Annotated in this window: 24 protein-coding genes and 1 pseudogene; 18 read left to right on the top strand and 7 right to left on the bottom strand. The window is 65.2% G+C overall.

The window, feature by feature from the left end; genetic code table 11:
* Nucleotides 1-73 precede the first annotated feature (73 nt).
* From H0P51_RS12275 to mptB, 3 genes are read right to left on the bottom strand one after another with little or no spacing between them, the layout of a single operon-like run.
* Complete coding sequence (locus H0P51_RS12275) at nt 74-784, bottom strand: ABC transporter permease (RefSeq protein WP_180918917.1); 711 nt, start codon at nt 782-784, stop codon at nt 74-76.
* A 59-nt stretch (nt 785-843) separates the two neighbouring features.
* The gene (locus tag H0P51_RS12280; protein WP_180918318.1) at nt 844-1,785 is read right to left on the bottom strand and encodes an ABC transporter ATP-binding protein; all 942 of its coding nucleotides are present in this window, start codon (nt 1,783-1,785) and stop codon (nt 844-846) included.
* Nucleotides 1,782-3,479, bottom strand: coding sequence for a polyprenol phosphomannose-dependent alpha 1,6 mannosyltransferase MptB (gene mptB / locus H0P51_RS12285; protein ID WP_180918319.1), 1,698 nt, complete (start codon nt 3,477-3,479; stop codon nt 1,782-1,784). Before mptB ends, H0P51_RS12280 begins: the two co-directional genes overlap by 4 nt.
* Nucleotides 3,480-3,538: 59 nt before the next feature.
* On the opposite strand from mptB, the gene H0P51_RS12290 reads away from it, so the two are divergent.
* From H0P51_RS12290 to H0P51_RS12320, 7 genes and pseudogenes are all read left to right on the top strand, one after another.
* Complete coding sequence (locus H0P51_RS12290) at nt 3,539-4,324, top strand: helix-turn-helix transcriptional regulator (RefSeq protein ID WP_180918320.1); 786 nt, start codon at nt 3,539-3,541, stop codon at nt 4,322-4,324.
* Nucleotides 4,321-5,754 (top strand): Fe-S cluster assembly protein SufB, encoded by a 1,434-nt coding sequence (sufB, locus tag H0P51_RS12295; RefSeq protein ID WP_180918321.1) that lies wholly within the window; start codon nt 4,321-4,323, stop codon nt 5,752-5,754. The genes H0P51_RS12290 and sufB overlap by 4 nt, the downstream gene beginning before the upstream one ends.
* Nucleotides 5,751-6,938 carry a Fe-S cluster assembly protein SufD gene (gene sufD, locus H0P51_RS12300; protein WP_180918322.1) on the top strand — a complete coding sequence of 396 codons (1,188 nt, stop codon included), beginning with the start codon at nt 5,751-5,753 and terminating at the stop codon, nt 6,936-6,938. The genes sufB and sufD overlap by 4 nt, the downstream gene beginning before the upstream one ends.
* Nucleotides 6,935-7,705 carry a Fe-S cluster assembly ATPase SufC gene (gene sufC / locus H0P51_RS12305; RefSeq protein WP_180918323.1) on the top strand — a complete coding sequence of 257 codons (771 nt, stop codon included), beginning with the start codon at nt 6,935-6,937 and terminating at the stop codon, nt 7,703-7,705. Before sufD ends, sufC begins: the two co-directional genes overlap by 4 nt.
* 2 nt (nt 7,706-7,707) lie before the next feature.
* Entirely contained in the window at nt 7,708-8,943 is a 1,236-nt protein-coding gene (locus H0P51_RS12310; RefSeq protein ID WP_180918324.1) for a cysteine desulfurase, read from the top strand.
* Nucleotides 8,940-9,429 (top strand): annotated as a pseudogene (gene sufU / locus H0P51_RS12315) (Fe-S cluster assembly sulfur transfer protein SufU). The gene H0P51_RS12310 and the pseudogene sufU overlap by 4 nt, the downstream one beginning before the upstream one ends.
* The gene (locus H0P51_RS12320; RefSeq protein ID WP_180918325.1) at nt 9,404-9,772 is read left to right on the top strand and encodes a metal-sulfur cluster assembly factor; all 369 of its coding nucleotides are present in this window, start codon (nt 9,404-9,406) and stop codon (nt 9,770-9,772) included. Before sufU ends, H0P51_RS12320 begins: the two are co-directional and overlap by 26 nt.
* 9 nt (nt 9,773-9,781) lie before the next feature.
* Here H0P51_RS12320 and H0P51_RS12325 read toward each other — a convergent pair whose 3' ends face one another.
* On the bottom strand, nt 9,782-10,303 hold the full coding sequence (locus tag H0P51_RS12325) for a DUF5666 domain-containing protein (RefSeq protein WP_246398578.1): 522 nt from the start codon (nt 10,301-10,303) through the stop codon (nt 9,782-9,784).
* Between the two features lie 55 nt (nt 10,304-10,358).
* Between H0P51_RS12325 and H0P51_RS28490 the strand changes: the two genes are divergently transcribed.
* Nucleotides 10,359-10,559: a hypothetical protein gene (locus H0P51_RS28490; protein ID WP_246398581.1), complete on the top strand. Its 201-nt coding sequence runs from the start codon at nt 10,359-10,361 to the stop codon at nt 10,557-10,559.
* 24 nt (nt 10,560-10,583) lie between these two features.
* Here the strand turns inward: H0P51_RS28490 and H0P51_RS12330 are convergent, their stop codons facing one another.
* On the bottom strand, nt 10,584-12,413 hold the full coding sequence (locus H0P51_RS12330) for an acyl-CoA dehydrogenase (RefSeq protein WP_180918920.1): 1,830 nt from the start codon (nt 12,411-12,413) through the stop codon (nt 10,584-10,586).
* A gap of 278 nt (nt 12,414-12,691) precedes the next feature.
* On the opposite strand from H0P51_RS12330, the gene H0P51_RS12335 reads away from it, so the two are divergent.
* The 6 genes from H0P51_RS12335 (at nt 12,692) to H0P51_RS12360 (ending at nt 18,254) form a co-directional block, all read left to right on the top strand.
* Nucleotides 12,692-14,659, top strand: a complete 1,968-nt coding sequence (locus tag H0P51_RS12335) for a heavy metal translocating P-type ATPase (protein ID WP_180918327.1) — start codon at nt 12,692-12,694, stop codon at nt 14,657-14,659.
* A 17-nt stretch (nt 14,660-14,676) separates the two neighbouring features.
* The gene (locus tag H0P51_RS12340) at nt 14,677-15,030 is read left to right on the top strand and encodes a thioredoxin family protein (RefSeq protein ID WP_180918328.1); all 354 of its coding nucleotides are present in this window, start codon (nt 14,677-14,679) and stop codon (nt 15,028-15,030) included.
* 41 nt (nt 15,031-15,071) lie between these two features.
* Complete coding sequence (gene trxA, locus H0P51_RS12345; RefSeq protein ID WP_180918329.1) at nt 15,072-15,416, top strand: thioredoxin; 345 nt, start codon at nt 15,072-15,074, stop codon at nt 15,414-15,416.
* 92 nt (nt 15,417-15,508) lie between these two features.
* A complete protein-coding gene (locus tag H0P51_RS12350; protein ID WP_180918921.1) occupies nt 15,509-16,336 on the top strand; it encodes an enoyl-CoA hydratase in 828 nt (275 codons plus the stop codon).
* A 16-nt stretch (nt 16,337-16,352) separates the two neighbouring features.
* Nucleotides 16,353-17,990 carry an ABC-F family ATP-binding cassette domain-containing protein gene (locus H0P51_RS12355; RefSeq protein WP_180918330.1) on the top strand — a complete coding sequence of 546 codons (1,638 nt, stop codon included), beginning with the start codon at nt 16,353-16,355 and terminating at the stop codon, nt 17,988-17,990.
* Nucleotides 17,991-18,053: 63 nt separating this feature from the next.
* The gene (locus H0P51_RS12360; protein ID WP_180918331.1) at nt 18,054-18,254 is read left to right on the top strand and encodes a helix-turn-helix domain-containing protein; all 201 of its coding nucleotides are present in this window, start codon (nt 18,054-18,056) and stop codon (nt 18,252-18,254) included.
* Between the two features lie 73 nt (nt 18,255-18,327).
* Here the strand turns inward: H0P51_RS12360 and H0P51_RS12365 are convergent, their stop codons facing one another.
* The gene (locus H0P51_RS12365) at nt 18,328-18,909 is read right to left on the bottom strand and encodes a TetR/AcrR family transcriptional regulator (protein ID WP_180918332.1); all 582 of its coding nucleotides are present in this window, start codon (nt 18,907-18,909) and stop codon (nt 18,328-18,330) included.
* Between the two features lie 27 nt (nt 18,910-18,936).
* A complete protein-coding gene (gene acnA / locus H0P51_RS12370) occupies nt 18,937-21,756 on the bottom strand; it encodes an aconitate hydratase AcnA (RefSeq protein ID WP_180918333.1) in 2,820 nt (939 codons plus the stop codon).
* A gap of 281 nt (nt 21,757-22,037) precedes the next feature.
* On the opposite strand from acnA, the gene H0P51_RS12375 reads away from it, so the two are divergent.
* The 4 genes from H0P51_RS12375 (at nt 22,038) to moxR1 (ending at nt 26,272) form a co-directional block, all read left to right on the top strand.
* Nucleotides 22,038-22,607 carry an Rv1476 family membrane protein gene (locus H0P51_RS12375; RefSeq protein ID WP_180918334.1) on the top strand — a complete coding sequence of 190 codons (570 nt, stop codon included), beginning with the start codon at nt 22,038-22,040 and terminating at the stop codon, nt 22,605-22,607.
* 242 nt (nt 22,608-22,849) lie between these two features.
* Complete coding sequence (gene ripA, locus H0P51_RS12380) at nt 22,850-24,274, top strand: NlpC/P60 family peptidoglycan endopeptidase RipA (RefSeq protein WP_180918335.1); 1,425 nt, start codon at nt 22,850-22,852, stop codon at nt 24,272-24,274.
* 9 nt (nt 24,275-24,283) lie between these two features.
* Complete coding sequence (gene ripB, locus H0P51_RS12385; protein WP_180918336.1) at nt 24,284-25,000, top strand: NlpC/P60 family peptidoglycan endopeptidase RipB; 717 nt, start codon at nt 24,284-24,286, stop codon at nt 24,998-25,000.
* Nucleotides 25,001-25,153: 153 nt separating this feature from the next.
* Nucleotides 25,154-26,272, top strand: coding sequence for a chaperone MoxR1 (gene moxR1 / locus H0P51_RS12390; protein WP_180918337.1), 1,119 nt, complete (start codon nt 25,154-25,156; stop codon nt 26,270-26,272).
* Nucleotides 26,273-26,279: the final 7 nt, after the last annotated feature.

The raw sequence follows: 26,279 nt of genomic DNA on the forward strand, positions 1-26,279 counted from the left end.
CACCGCCCGATCGTAGCGACAGCCGTTGTGTGCGTTGCCTCACCGCGCGATCATGCCCACGCAGAGCAATTACTCAGGTGAAGCGGAACCAGCGCCGCGCCGCCACCGCGGCCAACGCGCCCCAGCCGGCAAGAACGGCGATCCCGAACCAGTCCACTCGCTGCCCCATGGCCTGGGTCAGCGCCTCGGTGAGCGCACCGGACGGCGTGACCCGTGCCGCCCACTTGACGCCGGTGGGCACCAGGTTCGTCTCGAGCGTCAGCGCGCCCAGTCCGGCGAAGACGAACCACAGCAGATTGGCCAACGCCAGAACCACCTCAGCCTTCAGGGTGCCGCCGAGCAACAGACCCAGCGAAGCAAAACCCGCGGTGCCCAACGCTATCACCAGCGCACCCAGCGCCAGCGCGGCCAAGGACGGTCGCCAGCCCAAAGCAAAACCTATGCCGCCCAAGATGATCGACTGCAGGAACACCGTAAAGACCACAGCCAGCGACTTGCCGGCGATGATGCCCCATACCGGCAGCGGGGTGGCCCCGAGCCGCTTCAAGGCGCCGTAGCGACGGTCGAACGCGACCGCGATGGCCTGCCCGGTGAACGCGGTGGAGATGACCGCCAACGCCATGATCGCCGGGGTGAACACAGCGGCCCGCGGCTCGCGGAAGGATCCGAATGGAAGCAGGGTGAGCCCGACCAACAGCGTGATCGGGATGAACATGGTCAGCAGCAGTTGCTCGCCATTTCGCAAGAGCAACTTCGCCTCAAGACTGAACTGAGCGGCCAGCATTCGAGGCACCGCGCTGGGTCGCGGATCGGGGGTGAAGGTGCCAGGCGGAAACACGTCGCTCACTGCCGCAGCCTCCTGCCGGTGAGTTCGAGGAAGACGTCCTCGAGGCTGCGCTGTTCGACGCGCATGTCGGTGGCCAGGGCGTCGATCTGCGCGCACCACGCCGTGACCGTGGCCAGCACCTGGGGGCCCACCTCGCCTTCGACCAGGTACTCCCCGGGTGTCAGCTCAGTGGCCTGGTAGCCCTCCGGCAACGCCGCGGCCAGCAGCGACAGGTCAAGGCGCGGTGGCGCGCTGAAACGCAACTGCCCTTTGGCGCCGCTGCGCATCAGATCGGCGGGTTTGCCTGCGGCGACCGTCGTCCCGTGGTCGATGATGACCAAGCGGTCGGCGAGTTCCTCGGCTTCCTTGAGGTGGTGCGTAGTGAGCACCACGGTGACGCCGTCGCGGCGCAGTGCATCGATCAGCTCCCAGACCAGGACTCGGGCATGCGCATCCATGCCGGCGGTCGGCTCGTCCAGAAACACCAGCTCGGGGCGCCCCACTAGGGCGCACGCCAACGCCAGCCGCTGCTGCTGGCCACCAGAGAGCCGCCGATATGTGGTGCGCGCAGCATCAGTCAGGCCCAATGTCTCGAGCAGCCAGCCCGGATCGAGCGGGTCGGCCGCGTAGGAGGCGACCAAATTCAGCATCTCGCCGGCTCGCGCGGCGGGATAGCCGCCGCCGCCCTGCAACATCACCCCGATACGCGGGCGCAGCCGCGCGTTGTCGGCGATCGGATCGAGGCCGAGAACTTCGACGGTGCCAGCGTCCGGGCGCACGAAGCCCTCGCACATTTCTATGGTGGTCGTCTTACCGGCGCCGTTGGGACCCAGCAAAGCGAACACCTCGGCGGCATGCACCTCGAGGTCGAGATCGGAGACGGCCTGGACCGATCCGTACTTTTTGCACAGGCCGCGCAGCCGCACCACGATCTCGCGGGTCTGGGGGACGGGGCTCACGTGGAATCAGCGTAGGCGTCCGGGGTGTTGGTCGTCCGTAGGGTAGGTCCAGGGACATCGTCAGTGACCGGGGTCTCGGCCGTCTCCGGTGCCTTATCTTCGGGCAGCGGCCGCCAGGGCAGTCGGTGGTAGGTCACTGAAATCAGCGCGACCACGATGAATGCGCTGGCCAGCGTGGCGTCGACGATCTGGAACAGCGCGAAGCGATCACCGTTGGCGGTGGGGCCGAAGATGCCGACGATGAGGGTGATGACGATCGCGGCGGCACGGAATCCGGTTCGGGTGGCCCAGGCGGCCAGCGGGATGATTGCCCACAGCAGATACCAGGGCTGCACCACTGGAAACAGCAGTACGGTCAGGCCCAGCGCTACCCCAAGGCCGCCGATCGGGTGCAGTCGGCCGCGGAAGACAGCCAGTAACAGCCAGCAGACCATCACCATGATGATCAGGACACCGATGGCACGGGTCAGTGACAGGATCGCGGTGGTGTGATCGCCCAGGCCCAGCAGAATCCCTACCTGCCCGGTGCCCAGCGCCAGCAGGGTAGGCGGCGACATCCAGCTGCGCACCACGTTCGCGGTGCCCAGGGTGTACATCCAGCCGAATCCCAGGCCACTGGCCCAGCCGACAATGCCCATCACCGCTAGCGCCACGCCCGCCATGGCCGTGCCGGACAGCAGCAGCGCCTTGACGGTGCCGCCCAACCGGTAGGCCAACGCTCCGGTGACGAACCCCAGTGCCAGCAGCGATGGCAGTTTGACCTGCGATGACAGCACGATTAAGACGGAACCGGCCAACAGCATGCCCAGTGGTTCCCAGTCCGCGCCGATCCGCCACGACGGGGGCTTCAGTGGGCGTTTCGAATCGATACCCCGCAGCGCGAATTCGGCGCCACTGAGCATCAGCCCCAGCATCAGCGCCTCGTTGTGGATGCCGGCGACCAAATGCATGAACAGCAGCGGGTTGGCGGCCCCCAGCCACAGGGCGCTGACCTCGGCGACTCCGCAGCGCCGAGCCAGCCGCGGTGTGGCCCACACGATCAGCGCCACGCCGAACAGCACCACCAGGCGGTGGCAGAGCACAGCGGCAACGATGTTCTCCCCGGTCAGTGCCGAGATGCCGCGGCCGATCCACAGGAACAGCGGTCCGTAGGGGGCCGGTGTCTCGCGCCACAGGCTGGGTACCGACAGCGTGAACACATGGCCCAGCCCTAGGCCCGATGCGGGCCCCACCCGATAGGGGTCGAGTCCCTCCAGCGAGATCTGGCTCTGGGCCAGGTAGGAGTAGACGTCCTTGCTGTACATCGGCGGGGCGATGAGCAGCGGCAGCATCCACAGCACCAGGGTGCGGTCCAGCTCGCCGCGCGACATCCGCCGCTTACCCGACACGAACCGGCCCAGCATCAGCCAGGCCAGCGCCATCATCACCGCGCCGGTGGTGGTCATGGTCAAGGCCACCGTCTGGATACGGGACGGGAGGTTCAGCAGCCGCACCCCGAAGGTGGGGTCCTGGACGACGGGCCGGGCGCCGTCGCCCAGGGCGCCGATCGCCATCAGGACAGTCCCAGTCGCACCGAAGAGTCGGGTGCGTTTGAGCGCCGACAGCTCGGTGGCGTTGAGTGGTTTGCCCACCGTCTGCTCGTCGCCGTGCAGGGCGGCGATCGACGAGCTCAGCGTGTGGTGGCGGGCAGCCATCAGAGCAGCGTACTGGCAGCGATCGCGGGCCCTGTTGCCCTCGTCACGTAAGGGCCCCCTTGCTGGACGGGCTACCGGAATTGCGACACACTGGTGTTGTGAAAATCTATTCGGAGCTGGATGCTGCCGTGCCGGCAGCTGCGGTCGCCGGATCGGACGGACACACCCGGCGCGCGATCGTGCGCCTGCTGCTCGAATCGGGATCCATCACCGCCACCGAGATCAGCGACCGGCTGGGTCTATCGGCGGCCGGGGTGCGGCGTCACCTCGACGCGCTGATCGACGCCGGCGACGCCGAATCGGTGCCCGCCGCGCCCTGGCAACAGGTGGGGCGGGGACGGCCGGCCAAGCGCTACCGGCTGACCGCGGCCGGGCGGGGGAAGCTTGACCACTCCTACGACGACTTGGCTGCTGCCGCAATACGACAACTGCGCGAGATCGGCGGGGACGAGGCGGTCAAGACATTCGCGCGGCGCCGTATCGACTCCATCTTGTCTGGTATCACGCCCGCCGAGGGGCCCGACGACGGTGCCCTCGAAGCGGCTGCCGAGCGCATTGCGCAGGCGCTGTCGGAGGCCGGCTACGTCGCCACTACCACCCGGGTGGGCGGCCCGATTCACGGTGTGCAAATCTGCCAGCATCACTGCCCGGTCTCCCATGTCGCCGAGGAATTCCCGGAACTGTGTGAGGCCGAGCAGCAGGCCATGTCCGAAGTGCTCGGCACCCACGTGCAGTTGTTGGCGACGATCGTCAACGGGGACTGCGCATGTACCACGCACGTACCACTCAGTCCGGCGCCCAGCCCACGCCGAGTCGACACAAGCAACGAAGGAGCGTCCTCATGACACTCGAAGCGGCCAGGGAGCCCTTGACCCAGGAACAGACGATCGATTCGCTGGGACGGTACGGCTACGGGTGGGCAGATTCCGACGTCGCGGGGGCCAGTGCAGCGCGCGGGCTGTCCGAGGCGGTGGTTCGCGACATCTCGGCGAAGAAGAACGAGCCCGAGTGGATGCTGAACATCCGGCTCAAGGCGCTGGGAATCTTCGATAAGAAGCCGATGCCGAACTGGGGCTCCAACCTCGAGGGCATCGACTTCGACAACATCAAATACTTCGTGCGGTCCACCGAGAAGCAGGCGGCGTCCTGGGAGGATTTGCCGGCTGACATCAAGAACACCTACGACCGGCTGGGCATCCCGGAAGCCGAGAAGCAGCGGCTGGTGGCCGGCGTTGCGGCGCAATACGAATCTGAGGTGGTGTACCACCAGATCCGCGAGGACCTGGAAGCGCAGGGCGTCATCTTCCTCGACACCGACACCGGGCTGCGCGAGCACCCCGAGATTTTCCAGAAGTACTTCGGCACCGTGATTCCGGCCGGTGATAACAAGTTCTCCGCACTGAATACGGCGGTGTGGTCGGGAGGCAGTTTCATCTATGTCCCGCCCGGTGTTCGCGTGGACATCCCGCTGCAGGCTTACTTCCGGATCAACACCGAGAACATGGGACAGTTCGAACGGACCCTGATCATCGTCGACGAGGACGCTTACGTCCACTACATCGAAGGGTGCACCGCGCCGATCTACAAATCAGATTCGCTGCATTCAGCGGTGGTCGAGATCATCGTGAAGCCCGGTGGCCGTTGTCGTTACACCACAATCCAGAACTGGTCCAACAACGTCTACAACCTGGTCACCAAGCGCGCTCGGGCCGAGGCAGGCGCCACCATGGAATGGGTCGACGGGAATATCGGATCCAAGGTGACGATGAAGTACCCCGCGGTCTGGATGACCGGCGAGCACGCCAAGGGCGAGGTGCTCTCGATCGCATTCGCTGGCGAGGACCAGCATCAGGACACCGGCGCCAAGATGCTGCACCTGGCGCCGAACACGTCGAGCAACATCGTGTCCAAGTCGGTGGCGCGCGGCGGTGGCCGCACCTCCTACCGCGGCCTGGTCCAGGTGAACAAGGGCGCGCATGGCTCCAAGTCGAGCGTGAAATGTGATGCGCTGCTGGTCGATACGATCAGCCGCAGCGACACCTACCCCTACGTCGACATCCGCGAGGACGACGTGACGATGGGCCACGAGGCTACCGTGTCCAAGGTCAGCGAGAACCAGCTGTTCTACCTGATGAGCCGCGGCATGACCGAGGACGAGGCGATGGCGATGGTGGTGCGCGGCTTCGTCGAGCCGATCGCCAAGGAACTCCCGATGGAGTACGCGCTGGAGCTCAACCGGCTGATCGAGCTGCAGATGGAGGGCGCGGTCGGATGACTTCGCCTGTCACGCAAACCCCTTCGCACACACTGAACAAGGGGGAGCTTTTCTCCTCCTTCGACGTCGACGCGTTCGAGGTACCGCACGGCCGCGACGAACTCTGGCGGTTCACCCCGCTCAAGCGCCTGCGCGGTCTGCACGACGGCTCGGCCAACGCAACCGGTCGCGCCAACATCACCGTCACTGAGCACGAGGGCGTCACTACCGAGCAGGTACGCCGTGGCGACGAGCGGCTCGGTCAGGCTGGTGTGCCCGCCGACCGGATTGCGGCTCAAGCATTTTCGTCGTTCAACTCCGCAACGCTGGTCACCGTCGGACGAGACACGCAGATCGCCGAGCCGATCAACATCACGGTGGAGGGGCCCGGGGCCGGCTCGACCGCCTACGGGCACCTGCAGATCCGGGTGCAGGAGCTCGGTGAGGCCGTCGTCGCCGTCGACCATCGGGGCAGCGGAACCTACGCAGACAACCTCGAATTCGTGGTCGCAGACGCCGCCCGGCTCACCGTCATCTGGATTGCCGACTGGGCCGACGACGCCGTGCACGTCAGTGCGCACCACGGCCGCCTCGGTAAGGACGCGGTGCTCAAGCACACCACCATTACCCTGGGTGGCGAGGTGGTCCGCATGTCAGCCACCGCACGCTTCGCCGGCCCGGGCGGCGACGCGGACCTGCTGGGGTTGTACTTCGCCGACGACGGTCAGCACCTTGAGTCGCGGCTGCTGGTCGACCACGCCAAGCCCAACTGCCGGTCCAACGTGCTTTACAAGGGGGCGTTGCAAGGGGATCCGTCGTCCAAGCGGCCCGATGCGCACACCGTCTGGATCGGCGATGTTTTGATCCGTGCCGAGGCCACCGGCACCGACACCTTCGAGATGAACCGCAACCTGGTCCTCACCGACGGCGCGCGCGCCGACTCGGTGCCGAACCTGGAGATCGAGACGGGTGAGATTGCCGGGGCCGGACACGCCAGTGCCACCGGGCGTTTCGACGATGAGCAGCTGTTCTACCTGCGCTCGCGTGGCATCCCCGAAGAGCAGGCCCGTCGCCTGGTGATCCGCGGATTCTTTGGCGAGATTATCGCCAAGATCGCGGTGCCCGAGATTCGCGAACGCCTGAGCGCAGCCATCGAACACGAGTTGGAACTTACGGAGAAAGCCGAGAAGACCGAAGCCCTATGACCACTCTGGAAATCAAAGACCTACACGTCAGCGTCGCCGGCGACGGCGACGGTGAAATCCCCATCCTCAAAGGCGTCGACCTGACCGTGAAATCCGGTGAGACGCACGCCCTGATGGGCCCCAACGGCTCCGGCAAGTCGACGTTGTCCTACGCCATCGCCGGCCATCCTAAGTACCTGGTGAACTCCGGGTCGATCACCTTGGACGGCGAAGACGTACTGGCCATGAGTGTCGACGAACGCGCAAGGGCCGGACTGTTTTTGGCCATGCAGTACCCCGTTGAGGTGCCGGGCGTGTCGGTGTCAAACTTCCTGCGCTCGGCCGCCACCGCGATCCGCGGTGAGGCACCCAAGCTGCGGCTGTGGGTTAAGGAAGTCAAGGCGGCAATGGCCGCGCTAGAGATCGACCCGGCGTTCGCCGAGCGCAGTGTCAACGAGGGCTTCTCCGGTGGCGAGAAGAAGCGTCACGAGATCCTGCAACTCGAGTTGCTCAAGCCCAAGATCGCGATCCTCGACGAGACCGACTCCGGTCTGGACGTCGACGCGCTGCGTGTGGTTAGCGAGGGCGTGAACCGATACGCGCAGACCAACGATGGCGGCGTCCTGCTGATCACGCACTACACCCGGATCCTGCGCTACATCCACCCCGAGTTCGTGCACGTGTTCATCGGTGGTCGCATCGCCGAATCCGGTGGCCCGGAGCTGGCCGACGAGCTCGAACAGAACGGTTACGTGCGCTTCACGCAAGCGGCGACTGCCGGAGCGTAGCCATGCTGGATATCGCGGCAATCCGGGCTGACTTTCCGATCCTCAAGCGCGTTATGCGCGGCGGAAATCAGCTGGCGTATCTGGATTCCGGCGCCACCTCGCAGCGGCCTTTGCAGGTGCTCGATTCTGAGCGCGAGTTCCTGGTCACCTCCAATGGCGGGGTGCATCGCGGCGCGCACCAGTTGATGGAGGAGGCTACCGACGCCTACGAACAAGGCCGCGCGGATATCGCCGCGTTCGTCGGCGCTGACACCGACGAACTGGTGTTCACCAAAAATGCCACCGAGTCGCTGAACCTGGTGTCATATGTTCTGGGAGACAGCCGCTTTCCGGAAGCGGTCGGCCCGGGTGATGTGATCGTCACCACCGAACTCGAGCACCACGCCAACCTGATTCCGTGGCAGGAGCTGGCCAGGCGTACTGGTGCCACCCTGCGCTGGTACGGCGTGACCGAAGACGGCCGCATCGACCTGGACTCGCTACATCTCGACGGCAACGTCAAAGTCGTCGCCTTCAGCCATCATTCGAATGTCACCGGCGCACTGGCGCCGGTGAGCGAATTGGTGTCGCGCGCAAAGGCCGTTGGGGCCTTGACCGTCTTGGATGCCTGCCAGTCGGTGCCGCACCAGCCGGTCGACTTGCACGCGCTCGGCGTCGACTTCGCCGCGTTCTCCGGTCATAAAATGTTGGGGCCCAACGGTATCGGGGTCTTGTATGCGCGTCGTGAGCTGCTGAACGTGCTGCCACCATTCCTTACCGGCGGGTCGATGATCGAGACCGTCACCATGGAAGTTTCCACCTACGCGCCTGCCCCACAGCGCTTCGAGGCGGGCACGCCGATGACCTCCCAGGTTGTCGGACTGGCCGCCGCCGCGCGCTATCTCGACGCGGTCGGAATGGAGGCTGTCGAGGCCCACGAGCGCGAGTTGGTAGCGCTGGCCCTGGATGGGCTGTCGGCCATCAAGGGAGTGCGCATCATCGGACCCACTTCGATGCAGAACCGCGGGTCGCCGGTGTCGTTTGTTGTCGATGGCGTGCATGCCCACGATGTCGGCCAGGTGCTCGACGACGAAGGCGTTGCGGTGCGTGTTGGGCACCACTGCGCGCTACCGCTGCACCGCCGCTTCGGCCTGGCAGCCACCGCGCGCGCATCGTTCGCGCTGTACAACACGCCCGACGAGGTCGAACGCCTGGTTGCCGGTGTGCGGCGGGCGTTGGAATTCTTTGGGAGAGACTGACTTTGCGTCTCGAGCAGATGTACCAGGACGTGATCCTGGACCACTACAAGCACCCGCATCACCGTGGACTGCGGGAGCCGTTCGGCGCGCAGGTGTTTCACGTCAACCCGGTGTGCGGAGACGAGGTCACGCTACGGGTCGCGTTGTCCGAGGACGGCGGGACCGTCGCCGACATCTCCTACGACGGGCAGGGCTGCTCGATTAGCCAAGCGGCGACGTCCGTGCTGACCGACCAGGTGATCGGACAAAGCGTGCCGCAGGCGCTGCAGACCGTCGACGCGTTCACCGAGATGGTGTCCTCGCGCGGGAACGTGCAGGGCGACGAAGATGTGCTGGGCGACGGAGTAGCGTTTGCAGGTGTGGCCAAGTATCCGGCGCGGGTCAAATGCGCACTGCTCGGCTGGATGGCGTTCAAAGATGCACTGGCGCAGGCCCACGCAACCTTCGAGGAGGTCGACAAATGAGCGAAACCGCGCTGCCCGGTAGCGAGACCACCGGCCCCGACGAGGAACTGCTCGCCGACATCGAAGAGGCGATGCGCGACGTCGTTGACCCCGAACTCGGGATCAACGTTGTCGACCTCGGCCTGGTCTACGGCCTCAACCTGGAAGATGGGGAGGAAGGCACCGTCGCACTGGTCGACATGACCCTGACGTCGGCGGCCTGTCCGCTGACCGACGTCATCGAGGATCAGTCACGCTCGGCGCTGGTGGGCAGCGGCTTAGTCGACGAGATCCGAATCAACTGGGTGTGGAACCCGCCCTGGGGCCCGGACAAGATCACCGAAGACGGCCGCGAACAACTCCGGGCCCTGGGCTTCACCGTCTGACGGCCCGGCTCAGCGGTGATGGGGTTCGCCCCCTTCGGTGCACTTGCCCTTATGGGCTGGTTGCAGGCTGATGGACGTCGCCTGTAGCGCGCCGTTATTCTCGCTGCCGCGTGCGGTGAGGCACTTGCCCTGCGTGATGGCTTGTGAGTTGGTTGGGGCCTCTTTGGTGTACCTCGTCTTATCGGTGACCGTCACCGTCTGAGAACCTGAGGCGGTGTTCACCGTGATCGTGTTGCCCGCGACGGATGCCACGGAACCTTCGACCGCCGGCTTCTTGCCCGGGCCGGTCGTCGTGGGCGTCCCAGATGGCGTGGGCGTGGTTGGCTGCCTGGCTTCCGGGCATTTGCCGTTGTTGGCAGGGCTGACTCGCACCGATGCAGCGGTGACGGGGCTGCCGGGCTGAGATTCGTCCTTGGACCGCGCGGTGATGCAATTGCCCGCAGTGACGTCGGTCAGGGCCGCCGCAGCAACCTCGGTGACCTTTGTTGAATCGGTGAAATCGACTGTGGCAGTGCCATTTTGTTGAGTCACTTGGGCAGCGTTACCGGAGACCGAGGCAATCAATCCACGAACCTGCGTCTCGCCCTTGGGTGGTGCCGACGAGGCCGCCGTTGTCGGAGAGGCGACCGCCGTGCTCGACGTGGCGCTTGGGCTGGAGGTGTTGGACGAGCTACACGCCGCGGCGGACAACGCGGCGGCGCCGGCAATCGCAGCGAGTGCGAATCGAGTACTTAACAACGGTCCTCCCAAATCGTCGGTGGTTCTGACGATCGGGTCTACCTGGTGAAGCTGTGCGATATCTGTGTGCTACTTAGAAGGCATCTTCGTCCAAGCGCATGATGTCGTCATCGGTGTGCTCGATGACGGTGCGCAGGCCCGCCAGCTTGGGCAGCATGTTCTTGGCGAAGAAGCCCGACACCGCCACCTTGCCTTGGTAGAACGCGCGGTCGGTGTCGGAGACGTCGCCTTGCAACGCTGCCTGGGCGACGCCGGCCTGCACCAGCAGCCGCCAGCCGATGATCAGGTCGCCGACGGCAAGCAGGTATCGCACCGATCCCAGACCGACCTTGTAGATATCGGTCGGATTCTGGGCCGCCGACATCAGGTAGCCCATCAGCGCGGTCGTCATGGCCGTGACGTCTTCCAGCGCGGCCTGCACTAGTTCGGCTTGGTCCTTGAGCGACTCGTCGACGTTCTCCAGGGTCTTGTTGATTTGCGTCGTCACGTGCTCCAACGCCTGGCCGTGGTCGCGGACGATCTTGCGGAAGAAGAAGTCCATGGCCTGAATCGCGGTGGTGCCTTCGTAGAGCGAGTCGATCTTGGAGTCGCGGATGTACTGCTCGATCGGGTAGTCCTGCAAGAAACCCGAACCGCCCAGTGTCTGCAGGGATTCGGTCAGCACCTCGTAGGCGCGCTCGGAGCCGACGCCCTTGACGATCGGCAGCAGCAGGTCGTCGACGCGGTGCGCCATGCTCGGATCCGCACCCGAAACCTGTTGTGCGACAGCGTCGTCCTGATGTGCCGCCGCATAGAGATACAGCGCGCGCAGGCCCTCAGCGTACGCTTTCTGGGTCATCAGGCTGCGCCGCACGTCGGGATGGTGCATGATCGTCACCCGCGGCCCGGTCTTGTCGGTCATCTGAGTTAGGTCGGCGCCCTGCACCCGCTCCTTGGCGTAGGCCAGCGCGTTGAGGTAGCCGGTGGACAAGGTGCCGGAGGACTTGACGCCGATCGTCATGCGGGCGTGCTCAATCACGGTGAACATCTGCGCGATGCCGTTGTGCACGCCGCCCACCAGGTATCCGACGGCCGGAACGTCGGTGGCGCCGAAGGTCAGCTCGCAGGTGGGAGAGGTCTTGAGCCCCATCTTGTGTTCCAGGTTGGTGACGTACACGCCGTTGCGGGCGCCGAGTTCTCCGGTCTGCGGGTCGAAAAGATAGTTGGGCACATAGAACAAGCTCAGTCCTTTGGTGCCCGGGCCGGCGCCTTCGGGGCGGGCAAGCACCAGATGGAAGATGTTTTCGGTGGTGTCGCCGACGTCGCCGCCGGAGATGAAGCGCTTGACGCCTTCGATGTGCCAGGTGCCGTCCGGCTGCTCGAACGCCTTGGTGCGGCCAGCACCCACGTCGGAGCCGGCGTCTGGCTCAGTGAGCACCATGGTGGCTTGCCAGCCTCGCTCGATTCCCATTGCAGCCCAACGTTTTTGCTCCTCGTTGCCTTCGAGGAACAGCGGCTGGGACAACACCGGGCCGAAGTTCAAGAAGGACACCGACGGGTTGGCGCAATAGATCATCTCGTTGACCGCCCAGGTGAGGGGCGCCGGCGCGGCCATGCCGCCGATCTCCTCGTCCAGGCCCAGACGCCACCACTCGGCGTCTTTGATCGCCTGCAGTGTCCTGGCCACCTCCGGCGGGATGCTGACGCTGTGCGCGGCCGGGTCGAATACCGGCGGGTGCCGGTCGGCGAACGCAAAAGTCTCGGCGATCGGCCCCTCGGCCAATCGTGCCGCTTCCGCCAGGATGGTGCGTGCGGTGTCGATGTCCAGATCGGCGTAGCGACCGGTGCCCAGCACCGTGCCGAGGTCAAGAACCTCGAACAGGTTGAACTCGAGATCGCGCACGTTGGCGATGTAGTGCCCCAATGCGGTTCCTTCCACTCAAGCGTGGTTGGCCTAAGTGTGGACGACGCCGGAAAACGTACGCAACCGTAGGTAGCGACGGACTTGGTCGGGCAGTGGGTGGTTGACCGGCGCCGGGTGGGGTGCGTTGCTGCGGCGGCCTCGCGTTATGCGTTGTGCCATAGGTCAATTCGGTGGGATTCCGAAGGCATACCGAAACTGAACCGAGACCTCAGGCGATGTCTGCATCAATAGAATCGGTGCATCCTGACCAATTCCCACCCCTGCCTGAGGCTGCCGCAATGACCGTCACCGCAATCGAAGTGGCTGCCGCAGAGGCAGTTGTCGACCGCGTCTCATCCACAGCCGGCCGTCCGCTGGGTTGGCTCGCAGCATTGTGGTCGGTGATGTCGGTGCGCTGGGCGGCAGTGGCGCTGGTGCTGTTCGCCGCCGCCCTGGCGACTCAGGTCAGCGGTGCGCCGCCGGACGTCTGGTGGTCGCTGTATCTGGCCTGCTATCTGGCCGGTGGCTGGGGTTCGGCGTGGGCAGGTGCGCAGGCGTTGCGAAACAAGGCGCTCGACGTGGACCTGCTGATGATTGTGGCCGCGGTCGGTGCGGTGGCCATCGGACAAATCTTCGACGGTGCGCTGCTTATCGTGATCTTCGCGACCTCGGGTGCCCTCGACGACGTCGCCACCAGGCATACGGCGGATTCGGTCAAGGGCTTGTTGGACCTGGCGCCCGAAACGGCCGTGGTGATCGACGGCCACGGCGACGAGCGGGTGCTGGCGGCCGACGAACTGGTGGTCGGCGACCGGGTGGTGGTGCGGCCGGGGGAGCGCATCCCCGCCGATGGTGCGGTGCTGTCGGGGCGTTCCGACGTCGACCAGTGCTCCATCACCGGCGAATCGATACCGGTCGTCCGGACCGTCGGTGACGAGGTGTTTGCCGGCTCGGTCAACGGGTCCGGCGTGTTGCATATGGTCGTCACCCGCGACCCGTCACAGAGTGTGGTCGCCCGGATCGTCGAAATGGTGTCCGAAGCCTCGGCGACCAAGGCGAAAACCCAGCTGCTCATCGAGAAAATTGAGCAGCGCTACTCGGTGGGTGTGGTGGTGGCCACCCTCGCACTGGTCGTAGTTCCGTTGCTTTGGGGCTCGCCGCTGCAACCGGTCCTGCTGCGTGCCATGACATTCATGATCGTCGCCTCTCCGTGCGCGGTAGTGCTGGCCACCATGCCGCCCTTGTTGGCCGCCGTCGCCAACGCTGGCCGACACGGGGTGCTGCTCAAGTCCGCGGTCGTCGTCGAACATCTCGCCGACATCACCGTGGTCGCCTTGGACAAGACGGGCACGCTGACTGCCGGGACGCCCCGCCTCACTACGGTGCAAACGTTGCGCCCCGACTTGATCGACGAGCGAAGAATGCTCCAATTAGCTGCTGCTGCAGAGCAATTCAGTGAGCATCCACTGGGTCGCGCGATTGTCGAGGAAGTTCGCCAGCGTGGTCTTGCTATTCCGCCGGCCGAGGATTTCCGCGCCTTGCCGGGGCACGGCGTGCGCGCTGTGGTCTGCGACGATTTCGTCGAAGTGTGCAGTCCCCAGAGCTTTCGGGGTACGCCGCCGACCACGCTGGCACCGATTGTGCAGTCCGGAGCCACCTGCGCGCTCGTCGTAATGAATGGGGTCGCCGTCGGCGTGCTCGCGCTGACCGATGTGATCCGGCCCGACGCCGCGGAGTCGGTGGCGGCACTGACTGGGCTGATGGCGACGCCACCGGTGCTGCTGACCGGGGACAACGCGCCTGCGGCCCAGCGGGTAGCCCGCGATGCCGGGATCTCCGACGTGCGCGCGGCGCTCCTCCCCGAGCAAAAGGTGGACGCGGTGCGTGCTTTGCAGGCCAGGGGACACCGGGTGCTCGTCGTCGGTGACGGCGTCAACGATGCGCCTGCGATGGCCGTGGCTTGTACATCGCTGGCGATGGGCGCGGGTGCGGACCTCACCCTGCAGACCGCCGACGGTGTCACCGTGCGCGACGAGCTGCACACCATCCCGACCATCATCGGGTTGGCCCGACAGGCCCGCCGGGTGGTGACGGCGAACCTGGTGATTGCCGGAAGCTTCCTCACGGTGCTGGTGGTCTGGGATCTGTTTGGGCAACTGCCATTGCCGCTCGGGGTGGCCGGTCACGAGGGATCCACGCTGTTGGTCGCCCTCAACGGCCTGCGACTGCTGACCAACCGAACTTGGCGCGCCGCCGCGTCGCGGTGACGTACGCTCGACGCCAAATGACAGCAGCAGCGACGCGAGACCTCACCGTTGTCGACTTTCGGCAGGCGGTCAAAGGCAACGACCATGTCTTCGTCTACTTCTGGGCGCCCAACTGCGCGCCGTGTGAGCTGTTCACGCCGAACTACGAAAGGTCGGCCGCGGACTGCCCGGACATTGTGCACGCGAAGGTCAACTTTGAAACCGAGCAGGAGCTGGTCAAGACTGCCGGGATCAAGCTGCTTCCGACGCTGATGGCGTTCAAGAAGGGGCAACTGGTGTTCAAGCAGGCGGGCATCGCCAATCCCGCGGTGATGGCGGACCTGGTCCGGCAGCTGCGGGCGTATCGAACCTCGACCGCTAGTTTGCTGTAACCGTCGGGAACAACCACTGGGGGCGACGCGTTACCGCAGACGTGACTACCCAAGACCTGACTGCCGCGCAGTTCAACGACACCATCAACGGCAACGACATCGTTCTCGTCGACTTCTGGGCGTCCTGGTGTGGCCCGTGCCGGGCCTTCGCGCCGACGTTCAAGGCGGCCTCGGAGAAGCATCCCGACGTCGTGTTCGCCAAGGTGGACACCGAGGCCGAGCAGGAGCTGGCCGCGGCCGCCCAAATTCGGTCCATCCCCACCTTGATGGCGTTCAAGAAGGGCAAGCTGCTGTTCAACCAGGCCGGTGCGCTACCTCCGGCCGCCCTGGACGATCTGGTGCAACAGCTCAAGGATTATGAACAACCCGAGGTAACCGAGGTCTAGGCTCCGCGAGAGCTTCTGGGCGCCTGCAGCTGCGCTGCTATCGGGTGGCCCGGATTTCGAGGCGGCGTCACACCGGGGAAGCCGCGTCCTTCCTGCGATACCGTGCACGGGTGAATCTGGTCCTCCTGGAACACCCGCGCCCCGAGATCGCCCTAATCACCCTCAACCGTCCCGAGCGGATGAACTCCATGGCATTCGATGTGATGGTGCCGTTGCGGGAAATCCTGGAACAAGTCGGTTACGACAACTCGGTGCGGGTGGTGGTGCTCACCGGGGCCGGTCGCGGATTCTCGTCGGGAGCCGATCACAAATCCGCGGGCAGCGTTCCGAACGTCGACGGTCTGACCCGACCGACGTACGCATTGCGTTCCATGGAGGTCCTCGACGACGTCATCCTCAAGCTGCGCCGCCTGCACCAGCCGGTGATTGCCGCGGTAAACGGCGCGGCGATCGGCGGCGGACTGTGCCTGGCTTTGGCTGCCGATATCCGGGTGGCCTCTACCAGCGCTTATTTCCGAGCAGCCGGCATCAACAACGGTCTGACCGCGAGCGAGCTGGGCCTGAGCTACTTGCTGCCCAGGGCCATCGGGGCGTCGCGGGCGTTCGAGATCATGCTGACCGGCCGCGACGTCAGCGCCGAAGAAGCCGAGCGGATCGGTTTGGTGTCCTGCCAAGTGCCGGACAACCAGCTGCTGGACACCTGCTACGCAATCGCAGCACGCATGGCGGCGTTCTCCCGGCCCGGCCTTGAGTTGACCAAACGCACACTATGGAGTGGACTGGACGCCGGTAGTCTTGAGGGGCACATGCAGGCTGAGGGCCTGGGACAGCTATTCGTCCGTCTGCTCACCTCCAACTTCGAAGAAGCGGTTGCCGCACGTGCGGAAAGACGGCCAGCGGTGTTCACCGACGACAAGTGACAACTAAGGAGCAGATGTGATCACGGCAACGGACCTCGAGGTCCGCGCTGGTGCGCGCATCCTGCTCTCGCCGGACGGACCCGATCTACGGGTGCAGCCCGGCGACCGGATCGGCTTGGTCGGACGCAATGGCGCGGGCAAGACGACCACCATGCGGATCCTGGCGGGGGAGGGCCAGCCCTACGCTGGCTCGGTCAGTAGAAGAGGCGAAATCGGTTATCTGCCACAGGATCCCAAAGAGGGCGACCTTGACGTGCTGGCCCGCGACCGGGTGTTGTCGGCCCGCGGTCTCGATGTGCTGCTCACCGATCTGGAAAAGCAGCAGGCGTTGATGGCCGAGGTTGCCGACGACGCCGCCCGCGACCGCGCCATCCGTCGTTATGGGCAGCTCGAAGAGCGCTTCGTCGCCCTGGGCGGCTATGGTGCCGAAAGTGAAGCGGGCCGCATCTGCGCGAGTCTCGGTCTGCCCGAACGTGTTTTGACGCAAAAGTTGCACACTCTGTCCGGTGGTCAGCGCCGGCGCGTCGAACTCGCGCGCATCCTGTTCGCGGCGTCGGAAGGGGGAGCCGGCGCCTCAGGTTCGGGGACAACGCTGTTGCTCGACGAGCCGACCAACCACCTAGACGCGGACTCGGTTGGCTGGCTTCGCGATTTCCTCCGCTCGCACAACGGCGGGCTCATCATCATCAGCCACAACGTCGAGCTGCTCGCCGACGTCGTCAACAAGGTCTGGTTCCTCGACGCGGTACGCGGCGAAGTCGACGTCTACAACATGGGCTGGCAAAAGTACCTGGACGCCCGCGCCACCGACGAGCAGCGACGACGGCGGGAACGCGCCAACGCCGAACGCAAGGCCACCGCGCTGCGCAACCAGGCCGCCAAGCTGGGCGCCAAGGCCACCAAAGCCGTTGCGGCGCAGAACATGTTACGGCGTGCCGATCGCATGATGGCTGCCCTGGACGACGAGCGCGTCGCCGACAAGGTGGCCCGCATCAAGTTCCCCACCCCGGCCCCGTGCGGCCGCGTCCCGCTAGTGGTCAAAGGGCTGAGCAAGACCTACGGTTCGCTCGAGGTCTTTACCGGACTGGATCTGGCGATCGACCGCGGCTCGCGTGTTGTCGTGCTCGGTCTCAACGGTGCCGGCAAGACAACCCTGCTGCGGCTGCTGGCCGGAGTCGAGACACCCGACACCGGTGGTCTGGAACCCGGACACGGCTTGCGGATCGGTTACTTCGCGCAGGAGCACGACACCCTCGACAACGACGCGACGGTCTGGGAGAACATCCGCCACGCCGCACCGGAATCAGGCGAACAGGAGTTGCGGGGTTTGCTCGGCGCATTCATGTTCAGCGGCGCGCAACTTGAGCAGCCGGCCGGCACTTTGTCCGGCGGCGAGAAGACCCGGCTGGCACTGGCCGGTCTGGTCGCCTCGACGGCCAACGTGTTGCTCCTCGACGAACCCACCAACAACCTCGACCCGGCCTCGCGCGAGCAGGTACTCGACGCGTTGCGCAGCTATCAAGGTTCGGTTGTGCTGGTCACCCACGACCCGGGCGCTGCCGAGGCCCTCGACCCGCAGCGCGTGCTGCTGTTGCCCGACGGCACCGAGGACTTCTGGTCCGAGGAGTATCGCGACCTGATCGAGTTGGCCTGACCCGAACAAGTCCGTTTCGGCAAAACCTCCCATTTGTGGCGCCGGATTCTTACGCTATGTGCCATGCGGAAGTCAACCCAGACCCGCGAACAGTTGTTGCGTGAGCTGCGTAGCGCCTACGAGGGAGGCGCCAGCATTCGCAACCTGGCGGCCTCCACCGGCAGGTCCTACGGATGCGTGCACAGCATGCTGCTCGAATCGGGCGCCACGATGCGTGGCCGCGGCGGACCCAATCACCGCTCGCGCGCCTCACGCCTGACCTGACGCCGTGCCCACCGTTCGTTCGCCGCGAACGTGACGGGAAGGCAGAACCCCGGTGCCCGTAATCGCCGCCTCGTCACACTCGCTCAGGTGCGGACGGTGTTCGGACCGAGTTCTCCACCAGATCCAGCACGGCGGCCAGTCGCTGTGGGTCCTCGCCCGACGCCAGCCGGGCCACCAGGCCGTCGAGCACCAGGTCCAGGTAGCACTGCAGCACATCGGCGGGCACGTCGTTGCGCACCCGTCCGGCCTGCTTTTGGCGGCGCAGCCGCTCGGTGGTGGCCGCCGCCAGCTCCGCGGATCGTTCGGCCCAGCCGCGGCTGAACTCAGGATCGTGGCGAAGCTTGCGGGCGATCTCCTGCCTGGTGGCCAGCCAGTCGAATTCCTCTGGCGATGCCAGCATTTCGCGCATCACCTGGATCAGACCCGAGCGCTGCGTAACCTCTGCCATGCGTTGGGTGTCCTCCTGCGCTAAGGCGAAGAACAACGCATCCTTGTCGCGGTAATGGTGGAAGATCGCGCCGCGCGACAACCCGATCTCCTTTTCCAGCCGGCGCACGGTCGCCTGTTCGTAGCCGTATTCGGCGAAACAGCGGCGTGCGCCGTCGAGGATCTGGCGGCGTCGGGCCTCCAGATGGTCCTCGCTGACTTTTGGCACGAGCGCGGCCGGATCTTCGGGTACCCGCTAGCCCGACTTGAGCATGTTGCGCAGCACGTACTGCAGGATGCCGCCGTTGCGGTAGTAGTCGGCCTCCCCGGGGGTGTCGATACGCACCTTCGCGTCGAACTCGATCGGGTCTCCGGAGTCCTTGCTGGCCTTCACCTTTACCGTCTTCGGCGTCTTGCCGTCGTTGAGCACCTCGATGCCGGTGATGTCGAAGACCTCGGTGCCGTCCAGCCCCAGCGATTCGGCCGACTCCCCGTCGGGGAACTGCAGTGGGATGACGCCCATGCCGATCAGGTTGGAGCGGTGGATGCGCTCGAAGGACTCGGTGATCACCGCGCGCACCCCCAACAGTCGGGTGCCCTTTGCCGCCCAGTCGCGGGAGGAGCCGGAGCCGTACTCTTTGCCGCCCAGCACCACCAACGGAATATCTTGTGCCGCATAGTTTTGCGCCGCGTCGTAGATGAACGCCTGCGGGCCGCCGTCTTGGGTGAAGTCGCGGGTGTAGCCGCCGGAGACGTCGTCCAATAACTGGTTACGCAAACGGATGTTGGCGAAGGTGCCGCGGATCATCACCTCGTGGTTGCCGCGCCGCGAGCCAAAGGAATTGTAGTCCTTGCGCTGGACGCCATGCTCGTCGAGGTACTGGGCGGCCGGCGTGCCCGGCTTGATACTGCTCGCGGGCGAGATGTGGTCGGTGGTAACTGAATCGCCAAGCAGCGCCAGCACCCGCGCGCCCTTGATGTCGCTGACCGGCTCCGGCTCGGCGGGCATCCCGTCGAAGTACGGTGGTTTGCGCACGTACGTCGACTCTTCGTCCCACTCAAAGGTATTGCCGCTCGGGGTCGGTAGGTTCTGCCAGCGCTCGTCGCCTTTGAACACGTCGGCGTAGTTCTTGACGAACATTTCCTGGCTGATAGCCGCGGCGATGGTGTCCGAGACGTCCTTCTGCGACGGCCAGATGTCCTTCAGGTAGACCTCTTTGCCCTCTTTGTCGGTGCCCAGCGGTTCCTTGTCGAAGTCGAAGTCCATCGACCCGGCTAGCGCGTAGGCGACGACCAGTGGCGGCGAAGCCAGGTAGTTCATCTTGACATCGGGGTTGATGCGCCCTTCGAAGTTGCGGTTGCCCGAGAGCACTGCGGACACCGCAAGGTCGTTGTCGTTCACGGCTTTCGAGACTTCCTCGGGCAGCGGGCCGGAGTTGCCGATGCAGGTCGTGCAGCCGTAGCCGACCAGGTAGAAGCCCAGCTTCTCCAGGTACGGCCACAGGCCGGCCTTATCGTAATAGTCGTTGACCACCTGGGATCCCGGCGCCATGGTGGTCTTGACCCAGGGCTTGGATGACAAGCCCTTCTCGACTGCGTTGCGGGCTAGAAGTGCCGCGCCCAGCATCACCTCGGGGTTGGAGGTGTTGGTGCACGACGTGACGGCGGCGATGACGACGGCCCCGTGGTCGAGCACGAATTCGCCGTACTCGTCGGACTTGACCGTCACCGGGTTGCTCACTCGACCCTTCGAATGCACTGCGGCAGACTGCACCTTCGGGGCGTCGTCGGCGTGCCCGTTGTCGGGTGAACCTGGATCGCTGGCCGGGAACGACTCGTCGACCGTCTCGTCCAGCTTCGAGTACTGCTGCTGGCCGTCCTGGTCGCCGACATAGGTCGGAATCTGTTCGCGGAAAGTCGATTTGGCGTCCGACAGCGGAATCCGGTCCTGCGGACGCTTCGGTCCGGCGATCGACGGCACCACGGTAGACAGGTCGAGTTCGAGGTACTCGGAGAACTTCGGCTCGTGGTCCGGGTCGTGCCACAAGCCCTGCTCTTTGGCGTAGGTCTCGACCAGCGCCAGCTGTTCCTCGCTGCGGCCGGTGAACTTCAGGTAGTCGATGGTCTCCGCGTCAATCGGGAAAATTGCTGCGGTGGAACCGAATTCGGGGCTCATGTTGCCCAGGGTGGCCCGGTTGGCCAGCGGAACCTCGGCCACGCCGGCGCCGTAGAACTCGACGAATTTGCCGACCACCCCGTGCTTGCGCAGCATCTCGGTGACGGTGAGCACGACGTCGGTCGCGGTTACGCCGGGCTGGATCTCACCGGTCAGCTTGAAGCCGACGACGCGGGGGATCAGCATCGATACCGGCTGGCCCAGCATGGCGGCCTCGGCCTCGATGCCGCCGACGCCCCAGCCCAGGACGCCGAGCCCGTTGACCATGGTGGTGTGCGAGTCGGTGCCCACGCAGGTGTCGGGGTAGGCGACGCCGTCGCGGTTCATCACCACACTCGCCAGGTATTCGATGTTCACCTGGTGCACGATGCCCGTGCCGGGTGGCACCACCTTGAAGTCGTCGAACGCGCCCTGCCCCCAGCGCAAGAACTGGTAGCGCTCGCCGTTGCGTTCGTACTCGATCTCCACGTTGCGCTCGAAGGCGTCGGCGCGGCCGAACAGGTCGGCGATCACCGAGTGGTCGATCACCAGGTCGGCGGGCGCCAGCGGGTTGACCTTCTCGGGGTCGCCGCCCAGGTCACCGATCGCTTCCCGCATGGTGGCCAGGTCGACGATGCAGGGCACGCCGGTGAAGTCCTGCATCACCACACGCGCTGGCGTGTATTGGATTTCGATGCTGGGTTCGGCGTCGGGATCCCAGTTGGCAATGGCCTGGATGTGGTCCTTAGTGATGTTGCTGCCGTCCTCGTTACGCAGCAGGTTCTCGGCAAGCACCTTGAGGCTGTAGGGGAGTTTCTTGGTTTCTGGGACGGCGTCGAGGCGATAGATCTCGTAGCTGTTGTCGCCCACTTTGAGGGTGTCGCGGGCTCCGAATGAATTCACCGAACCTTTGCTGGTCACATCAACTCCCGTGGATTAAGTTCTTCGCCGCCGACGGGCCGTGTCGACGGTGCGGTGCAACTTTAACAGTACGCTTGTCCTGCAATGTGTGGCACCCGTGCTTTTCCAGTCTTGTCCTGTCGCGGGCCTGGCGAAACCCCTGGCGGCGAGCCCTTCGGTGAATCCTTTCTCGGCCTTTGGGCAGTGAACGGCGCACGTGATCACCGGTACCCAACCAGCGAGGGCCGCCACCGACACGGCACAGGTACGGTGCTCCTAGCACTACGGGAGGAGCGAGACCAATGACCGGACGCGAACTATTCGGCGAACTGCCGCTGCCGCAGACAATCCCGTTCCTGCCCGAGTACATCCCGGTCGACGTCGACATCGCCGCGGTCAAGGCCCAGGTCGCGGCCGACGGCGTGGCCGCCCCGCCGGGACCGGAGCCGGGACTGCTCGACGTCGTCAACCACGCGCGCAGCGACGGCATCACCCTCAAGATCGTGCTGCTCGATCACAACCCGCCCCACGACACCGCGCTGCGCGATATCGCGACCGTCATCGGCGCCGACTACCCGGACTCCACCGTGTTGGTACTCAGTCCCAGTTATGTCGGCAGCTACAGCTCGCACTTCGCACGGGTCACCCTCGAGGCGGGCGAAGACCATTCCAAAACCGGTAATCCGGTGCAGTCCGCGCAGAATTTTCTGCACGAACTCGAGACCCCTGAGTTTCCCTGGACTGCGCTCACCATTGTTTTGCTGATCGGGGTGTTTGCGGCCGCGGCCGGCACCCGCTTCCTGCAGCTGCGCAACAGGCAGCCAGCAACGTCGGAAGCTGGCGCTGTAGCGCCGTCCAGCAAAGACGCCTAGCGCATCTACACAGGTCACAACCCTGTAACAACTCTTCAGCGGTGCCTAGGCCGCCGCAGTTGGCAAACGGTTCAGGTCACTGTTCGGTCACAGTAAACGCACTTCCAGAGTGCGATTTGTGACTTGCGTTTCTTCAGCGTCATCTGTGACGTACGGTGCGAATGATGCTTCTGATGCTATTGGCGCTTTCAGCTAAAACGAGCGCCGTCCGTCCGATTTAAGCCCTAGGAGATTCAAGTCGTATGAGACGGACACGCCCCGGCACCGCCTCTCAAACCGCCGCCCGCTTGATGCGCCCAGCGGTTCCGGTGGTGCTGAGTGTGGCGTTGATGCTCTGCAACCCGGAGCTGGTCAGCGGAGTAGCAAATGCCGAGCCGGCCCCCGACTCGATGGCCATGCTGATCGCCAACGTCGCCAAGGCGAACCAGCGTCTCGAGGACCTCAGCTCTACCGTCGAGCAGGAACAGGAGAGCGTCAACAAGGCACTGGTAGCCGTCGAGGAAGCGCGCGAACACGCCGACGCGGCGGCACGTGACGTGGAAGCCAGCCAGCAGGCGGTCAAGGATGCCACCGCGGCGATCGCCACGGCCCAACAGCGGTTCAACACCTTCGCGGTGGCCACGTATATGAAGGGCCCGTCCGGCGGATATCTGATGGCGCGCAGCCCGGAGGACATGATCGCCGCGGCCATCGATGCCCGCGCCATAGCGACCAGTGCGCAGACGGTCATGGCCAAGTTGCAGCGAGCGCGCACCGAGCAGGTGAACAAAGAGTCGGTGGCCCGGCAGGCCAAGCAGAAGGCTGACAAGGCCGCGGCCGACGCCAAGGGGAGCCAAGACGCGGCCGTAGCGGCGCTGGCAGAGACCCAGCGCAAGTTCGACGAACAGCGTGACGAAGTCAATCGCCTGGCCGCCGAGCGTGACGAGGCCGAATCACGGCTGCAGCAGGCAAGGTTCGTGGCCTGGACCCAATCCGGCGGACAAGGCACCCCGCCCGGCATGTGGGACAGCGCGTCCGGCCCGAACGGCGGGCGCCGCTGGGACGGCTGGGACCCCACCCTCCCGCAGATCCCCAGCGCCAACATCCAGGGCGACCCGATTGCGGTGGTCAACCAGGTGCTGGGCTATTCGGCCACCTCGGCACAGGTCACCGCGCAGATGGGGCGCAGCTTCCTGCAGCAGCTGGGGATCCTGCGGCCCAACGACAGCGGCATCACCAACGCACCGGCCGGGGCCACCTCCGGACGGATTCCGCGGGTGTACGGCCGACAGGCCTCCGAGTACGTAATCCGTCGCGGCATGTCTCAGATCGGCGTGCCGTACTCCTGGGGCGGTGGAAACGCGGCCGGCCCCAGCCACGGCATCGACTCCGGGGCCAATATCACCGGTTTCGACTGCTCGGGTCTGGTCCTGTACTCGTTCGCCGGGGTGGGCATCAAGCTGCCGCACTATTCGGGCTCGCAGTACAACCTCGGGCGCAAGATTCCTACCTCCCAGATGCGACGCGGCGACGTCATCTTCTACGGCCCGGGTGGCAGTCAGCACGTGACGATCTACCTCGGCGACGGTCAGATGCTCGAGGCCCCCGACATCGGTTTGAAGGTGCGCACAGCGCCCGTGCGCACCAGCGGCATGACGCCCTTCGTGGTCCGCTACATCGAGTATTAACGAGGTTTTATGCGGCACAACAGATTTCGATTGATCGGTCTAGCCTGGATCACCACCTTGGTATCCGGGCTATTGATCGCTGTCGCAGCGCCGGCCGCTGCCGACCCCGGCGAATGGGACCCCACCCTGCCGGCGGCAACCAGCGCCGGGGCACCGGGCGACCCGCTGGCCGTCGCCAACGCCTCGCTGCAGGCTACTGCGCAAGCTACCCAGACCACTTTGAACCTGGGTCAGCAGTTTCTTAGCGGGCTGGGCATCAACTTGGGCGGCGCCACGCCGGCGGCCAACAACACCACCGGCAGTCGCATTCCACGGGCGAATGGCAGGCAAGCCATCGAGCACGTGATACAGCGCGCCGGATCGCAAATGGGTGTTCCCTACTCCTGGGGTGGTGGCTCGCTTGATGGCCCGAGCAAGGGCGTGGAGGACGGTGCCAACATCACCGGCTTCGACTGCTCGGGCCTGATGCGCTACGCCTTCGCCGGCGTTGGCGTGCTGATACCGCGGTTCTCCGGTGACCAGTACAACGCCGGACGCCACATCCCCCAGAACGAGGCCAGGCGTGGCGATCTGATTTTCTACGGTCCCAATGGCAGGCAGCACGTCACCTTGTATCTGGGCAACGGGCAGATGCTGGAGGCCTCCAGCCTGGCTGGCAAAGTCACCATCAGCCCGGTGCGCAAGCCCGGCATGACGCCCTACCTGACTAGGATCATCGAGTACTGAGCCGGATGCGCGGGGTGCATGCAGCCCCGTCAGCGATTCGGTGACGTCGACGGATTCCGGGACGCCTGGAATAGTTGAACGCGGGCACGAAGCTGCCCGGCGACATTGGTCGTGACAGCAAGTCGTGTCCGAAGAGCTGTGGAGGGTTATTTAATGACACAAGCAGGTGGCGGTTACCCGGGCCAGGGTGCTCACTCGGGCCCACCCACCCAGGAGGCGCCGGCGGGCGGTGCCGACGGGTTGGCCGCCGAGGTGCACACCCTGGAGCGGGCGATATTCGAGGTCAAGCGCATCATCGTCGGCCAGGACCAATTGGTCGAGCGGATGCTCGTAGGCCTGCTCGCCAAGGGGCACGTACTGCTCGAAGGTGTCCCCGGCGTCGCCAAGACGCTGGCGGTCGAGACCTTCGCGAAGGTCGTCGGCGGCTCGTTCGCGCGCATCCAGTTCACCCCTGACCTGGTACCCACCGACATCGTCGGAACCCGCATCTACCGGCAGGGCAAAGAGGAGTTCGACACCGAACTGGGTCCGGTGGTGGTCAACTTCCTGCTCGCCGACGAGATCAACCGCGCGCCGGCCAAGGTGCAGTCGGCGCTGCTCGAGGTGATGGCCGAACGCCACGTGTCCATCGGTGGCAAGACTTTCCCGCTGCCCAACCCGTTCCTGGTGATGGCGACGCAGAACCCGATCGAGCAGGAGGGGGTGTACCCGCTGCCGGAGGCGCAGCGCGACCGCTTCTTGTTCAAGATCAACGTCGGCTATCCGTCGCCGGAAGAGGAACGCGAGATCATCTACCGGATGGGTGTCACGCCGCCGCAGCCCAAGCAGATTCTGGGCACCGGCGACCTGCTGCGCCTGCAGGGCGTCGCGGCCAACAGCTTTGTGCACCACGCGCTGGTCGACTACGTGGTGCGTGTCGTTATGGCGACTCGACACCCCGAGCAGTTGGGGATGAACGACGTCAAGACGTGGATTGCATTCGGCGCCTCGCCACGTGCCTCGCTGGGCATCATCGCCGCCTCGCGAGCGCTGGCCCTGGTGCGTGGGCGCGACTATGTGATCCCGCAGGACATCATCGACGTGATTCCTGACGTATTGCGGCACCGGCTGGTGCTCACCTACGACGCGCTAGCCGACGAGATCACCTCGGAGACCGTGATCAGCCGGGTGTTGCAGACGGTAGCGCTGCCGCAGGTCAATGCCGTTCCGCAGCAAGGGCATTCGGTTGGTCCGGTTATGCAGGGTGCCACCGTGGCGGCTGGCGGTCGGTGACCGACTC

Source organism: Mycobacterium vicinigordonae (genome assembly GCF_013466425.1).
GTDB lineage: Bacteria > Actinomycetota > Actinomycetes > Mycobacteriales > Mycobacteriaceae > Mycobacterium > Mycobacterium vicinigordonae.

Excerpts from the sequence above, each read along its gene's own strand:
- H0P51_RS12275 (WP_180918917.1), bottom strand. The coding sequence starts at position 784 with ATGCTGGCCGCTCAGTTCAGTCTTGAGGCGAAGTTGCTCTTGCGAAAT.
- mptB (WP_180918319.1), bottom strand. The coding sequence starts at position 3,479 with ATGGCTGCCCGCCACCACACGCTGAGCTCGTCGATCGCCGCCCTGCAC.
- sufB (WP_180918321.1), top strand. The coding sequence starts at position 4,321 with ATGACACTCGAAGCGGCCAGGGAGCCCTTGACCCAGGAACAGACGATC.
- sufD (WP_180918322.1), top strand. The coding sequence starts at position 5,751 with ATGACTTCGCCTGTCACGCAAACCCCTTCGCACACACTGAACAAGGGG.
- sufC (WP_180918323.1), top strand. The coding sequence starts at position 6,935 with ATGACCACTCTGGAAATCAAAGACCTACACGTCAGCGTCGCCGGCGAC.
- H0P51_RS12310 (WP_180918324.1), top strand. The coding sequence starts at position 7,708 with ATGCTGGATATCGCGGCAATCCGGGCTGACTTTCCGATCCTCAAGCGC.
- H0P51_RS12320 (WP_180918325.1), top strand. The coding sequence starts at position 9,404 with ATGAGCGAAACCGCGCTGCCCGGTAGCGAGACCACCGGCCCCGACGAG.
- H0P51_RS12335 (WP_180918327.1), top strand. The coding sequence starts at position 12,692 with ATGACCGTCACCGCAATCGAAGTGGCTGCCGCAGAGGCAGTTGTCGAC.
- H0P51_RS12340 (WP_180918328.1), top strand. The coding sequence starts at position 14,677 with ATGACAGCAGCAGCGACGCGAGACCTCACCGTTGTCGACTTTCGGCAG.
- H0P51_RS12360 (WP_180918331.1), top strand. The coding sequence starts at position 18,054 with ATGCGGAAGTCAACCCAGACCCGCGAACAGTTGTTGCGTGAGCTGCGT.
- H0P51_RS12375 (WP_180918334.1), top strand. The coding sequence starts at position 22,038 with ATGACCGGACGCGAACTATTCGGCGAACTGCCGCTGCCGCAGACAATC.
- ripA (WP_180918335.1), top strand. The coding sequence starts at position 22,850 with ATGAGACGGACACGCCCCGGCACCGCCTCTCAAACCGCCGCCCGCTTG.
- ripB (WP_180918336.1), top strand. The coding sequence starts at position 24,284 with ATGCGGCACAACAGATTTCGATTGATCGGTCTAGCCTGGATCACCACC.
- moxR1 (WP_180918337.1), top strand. The coding sequence starts at position 25,154 with ATGACACAAGCAGGTGGCGGTTACCCGGGCCAGGGTGCTCACTCGGGC.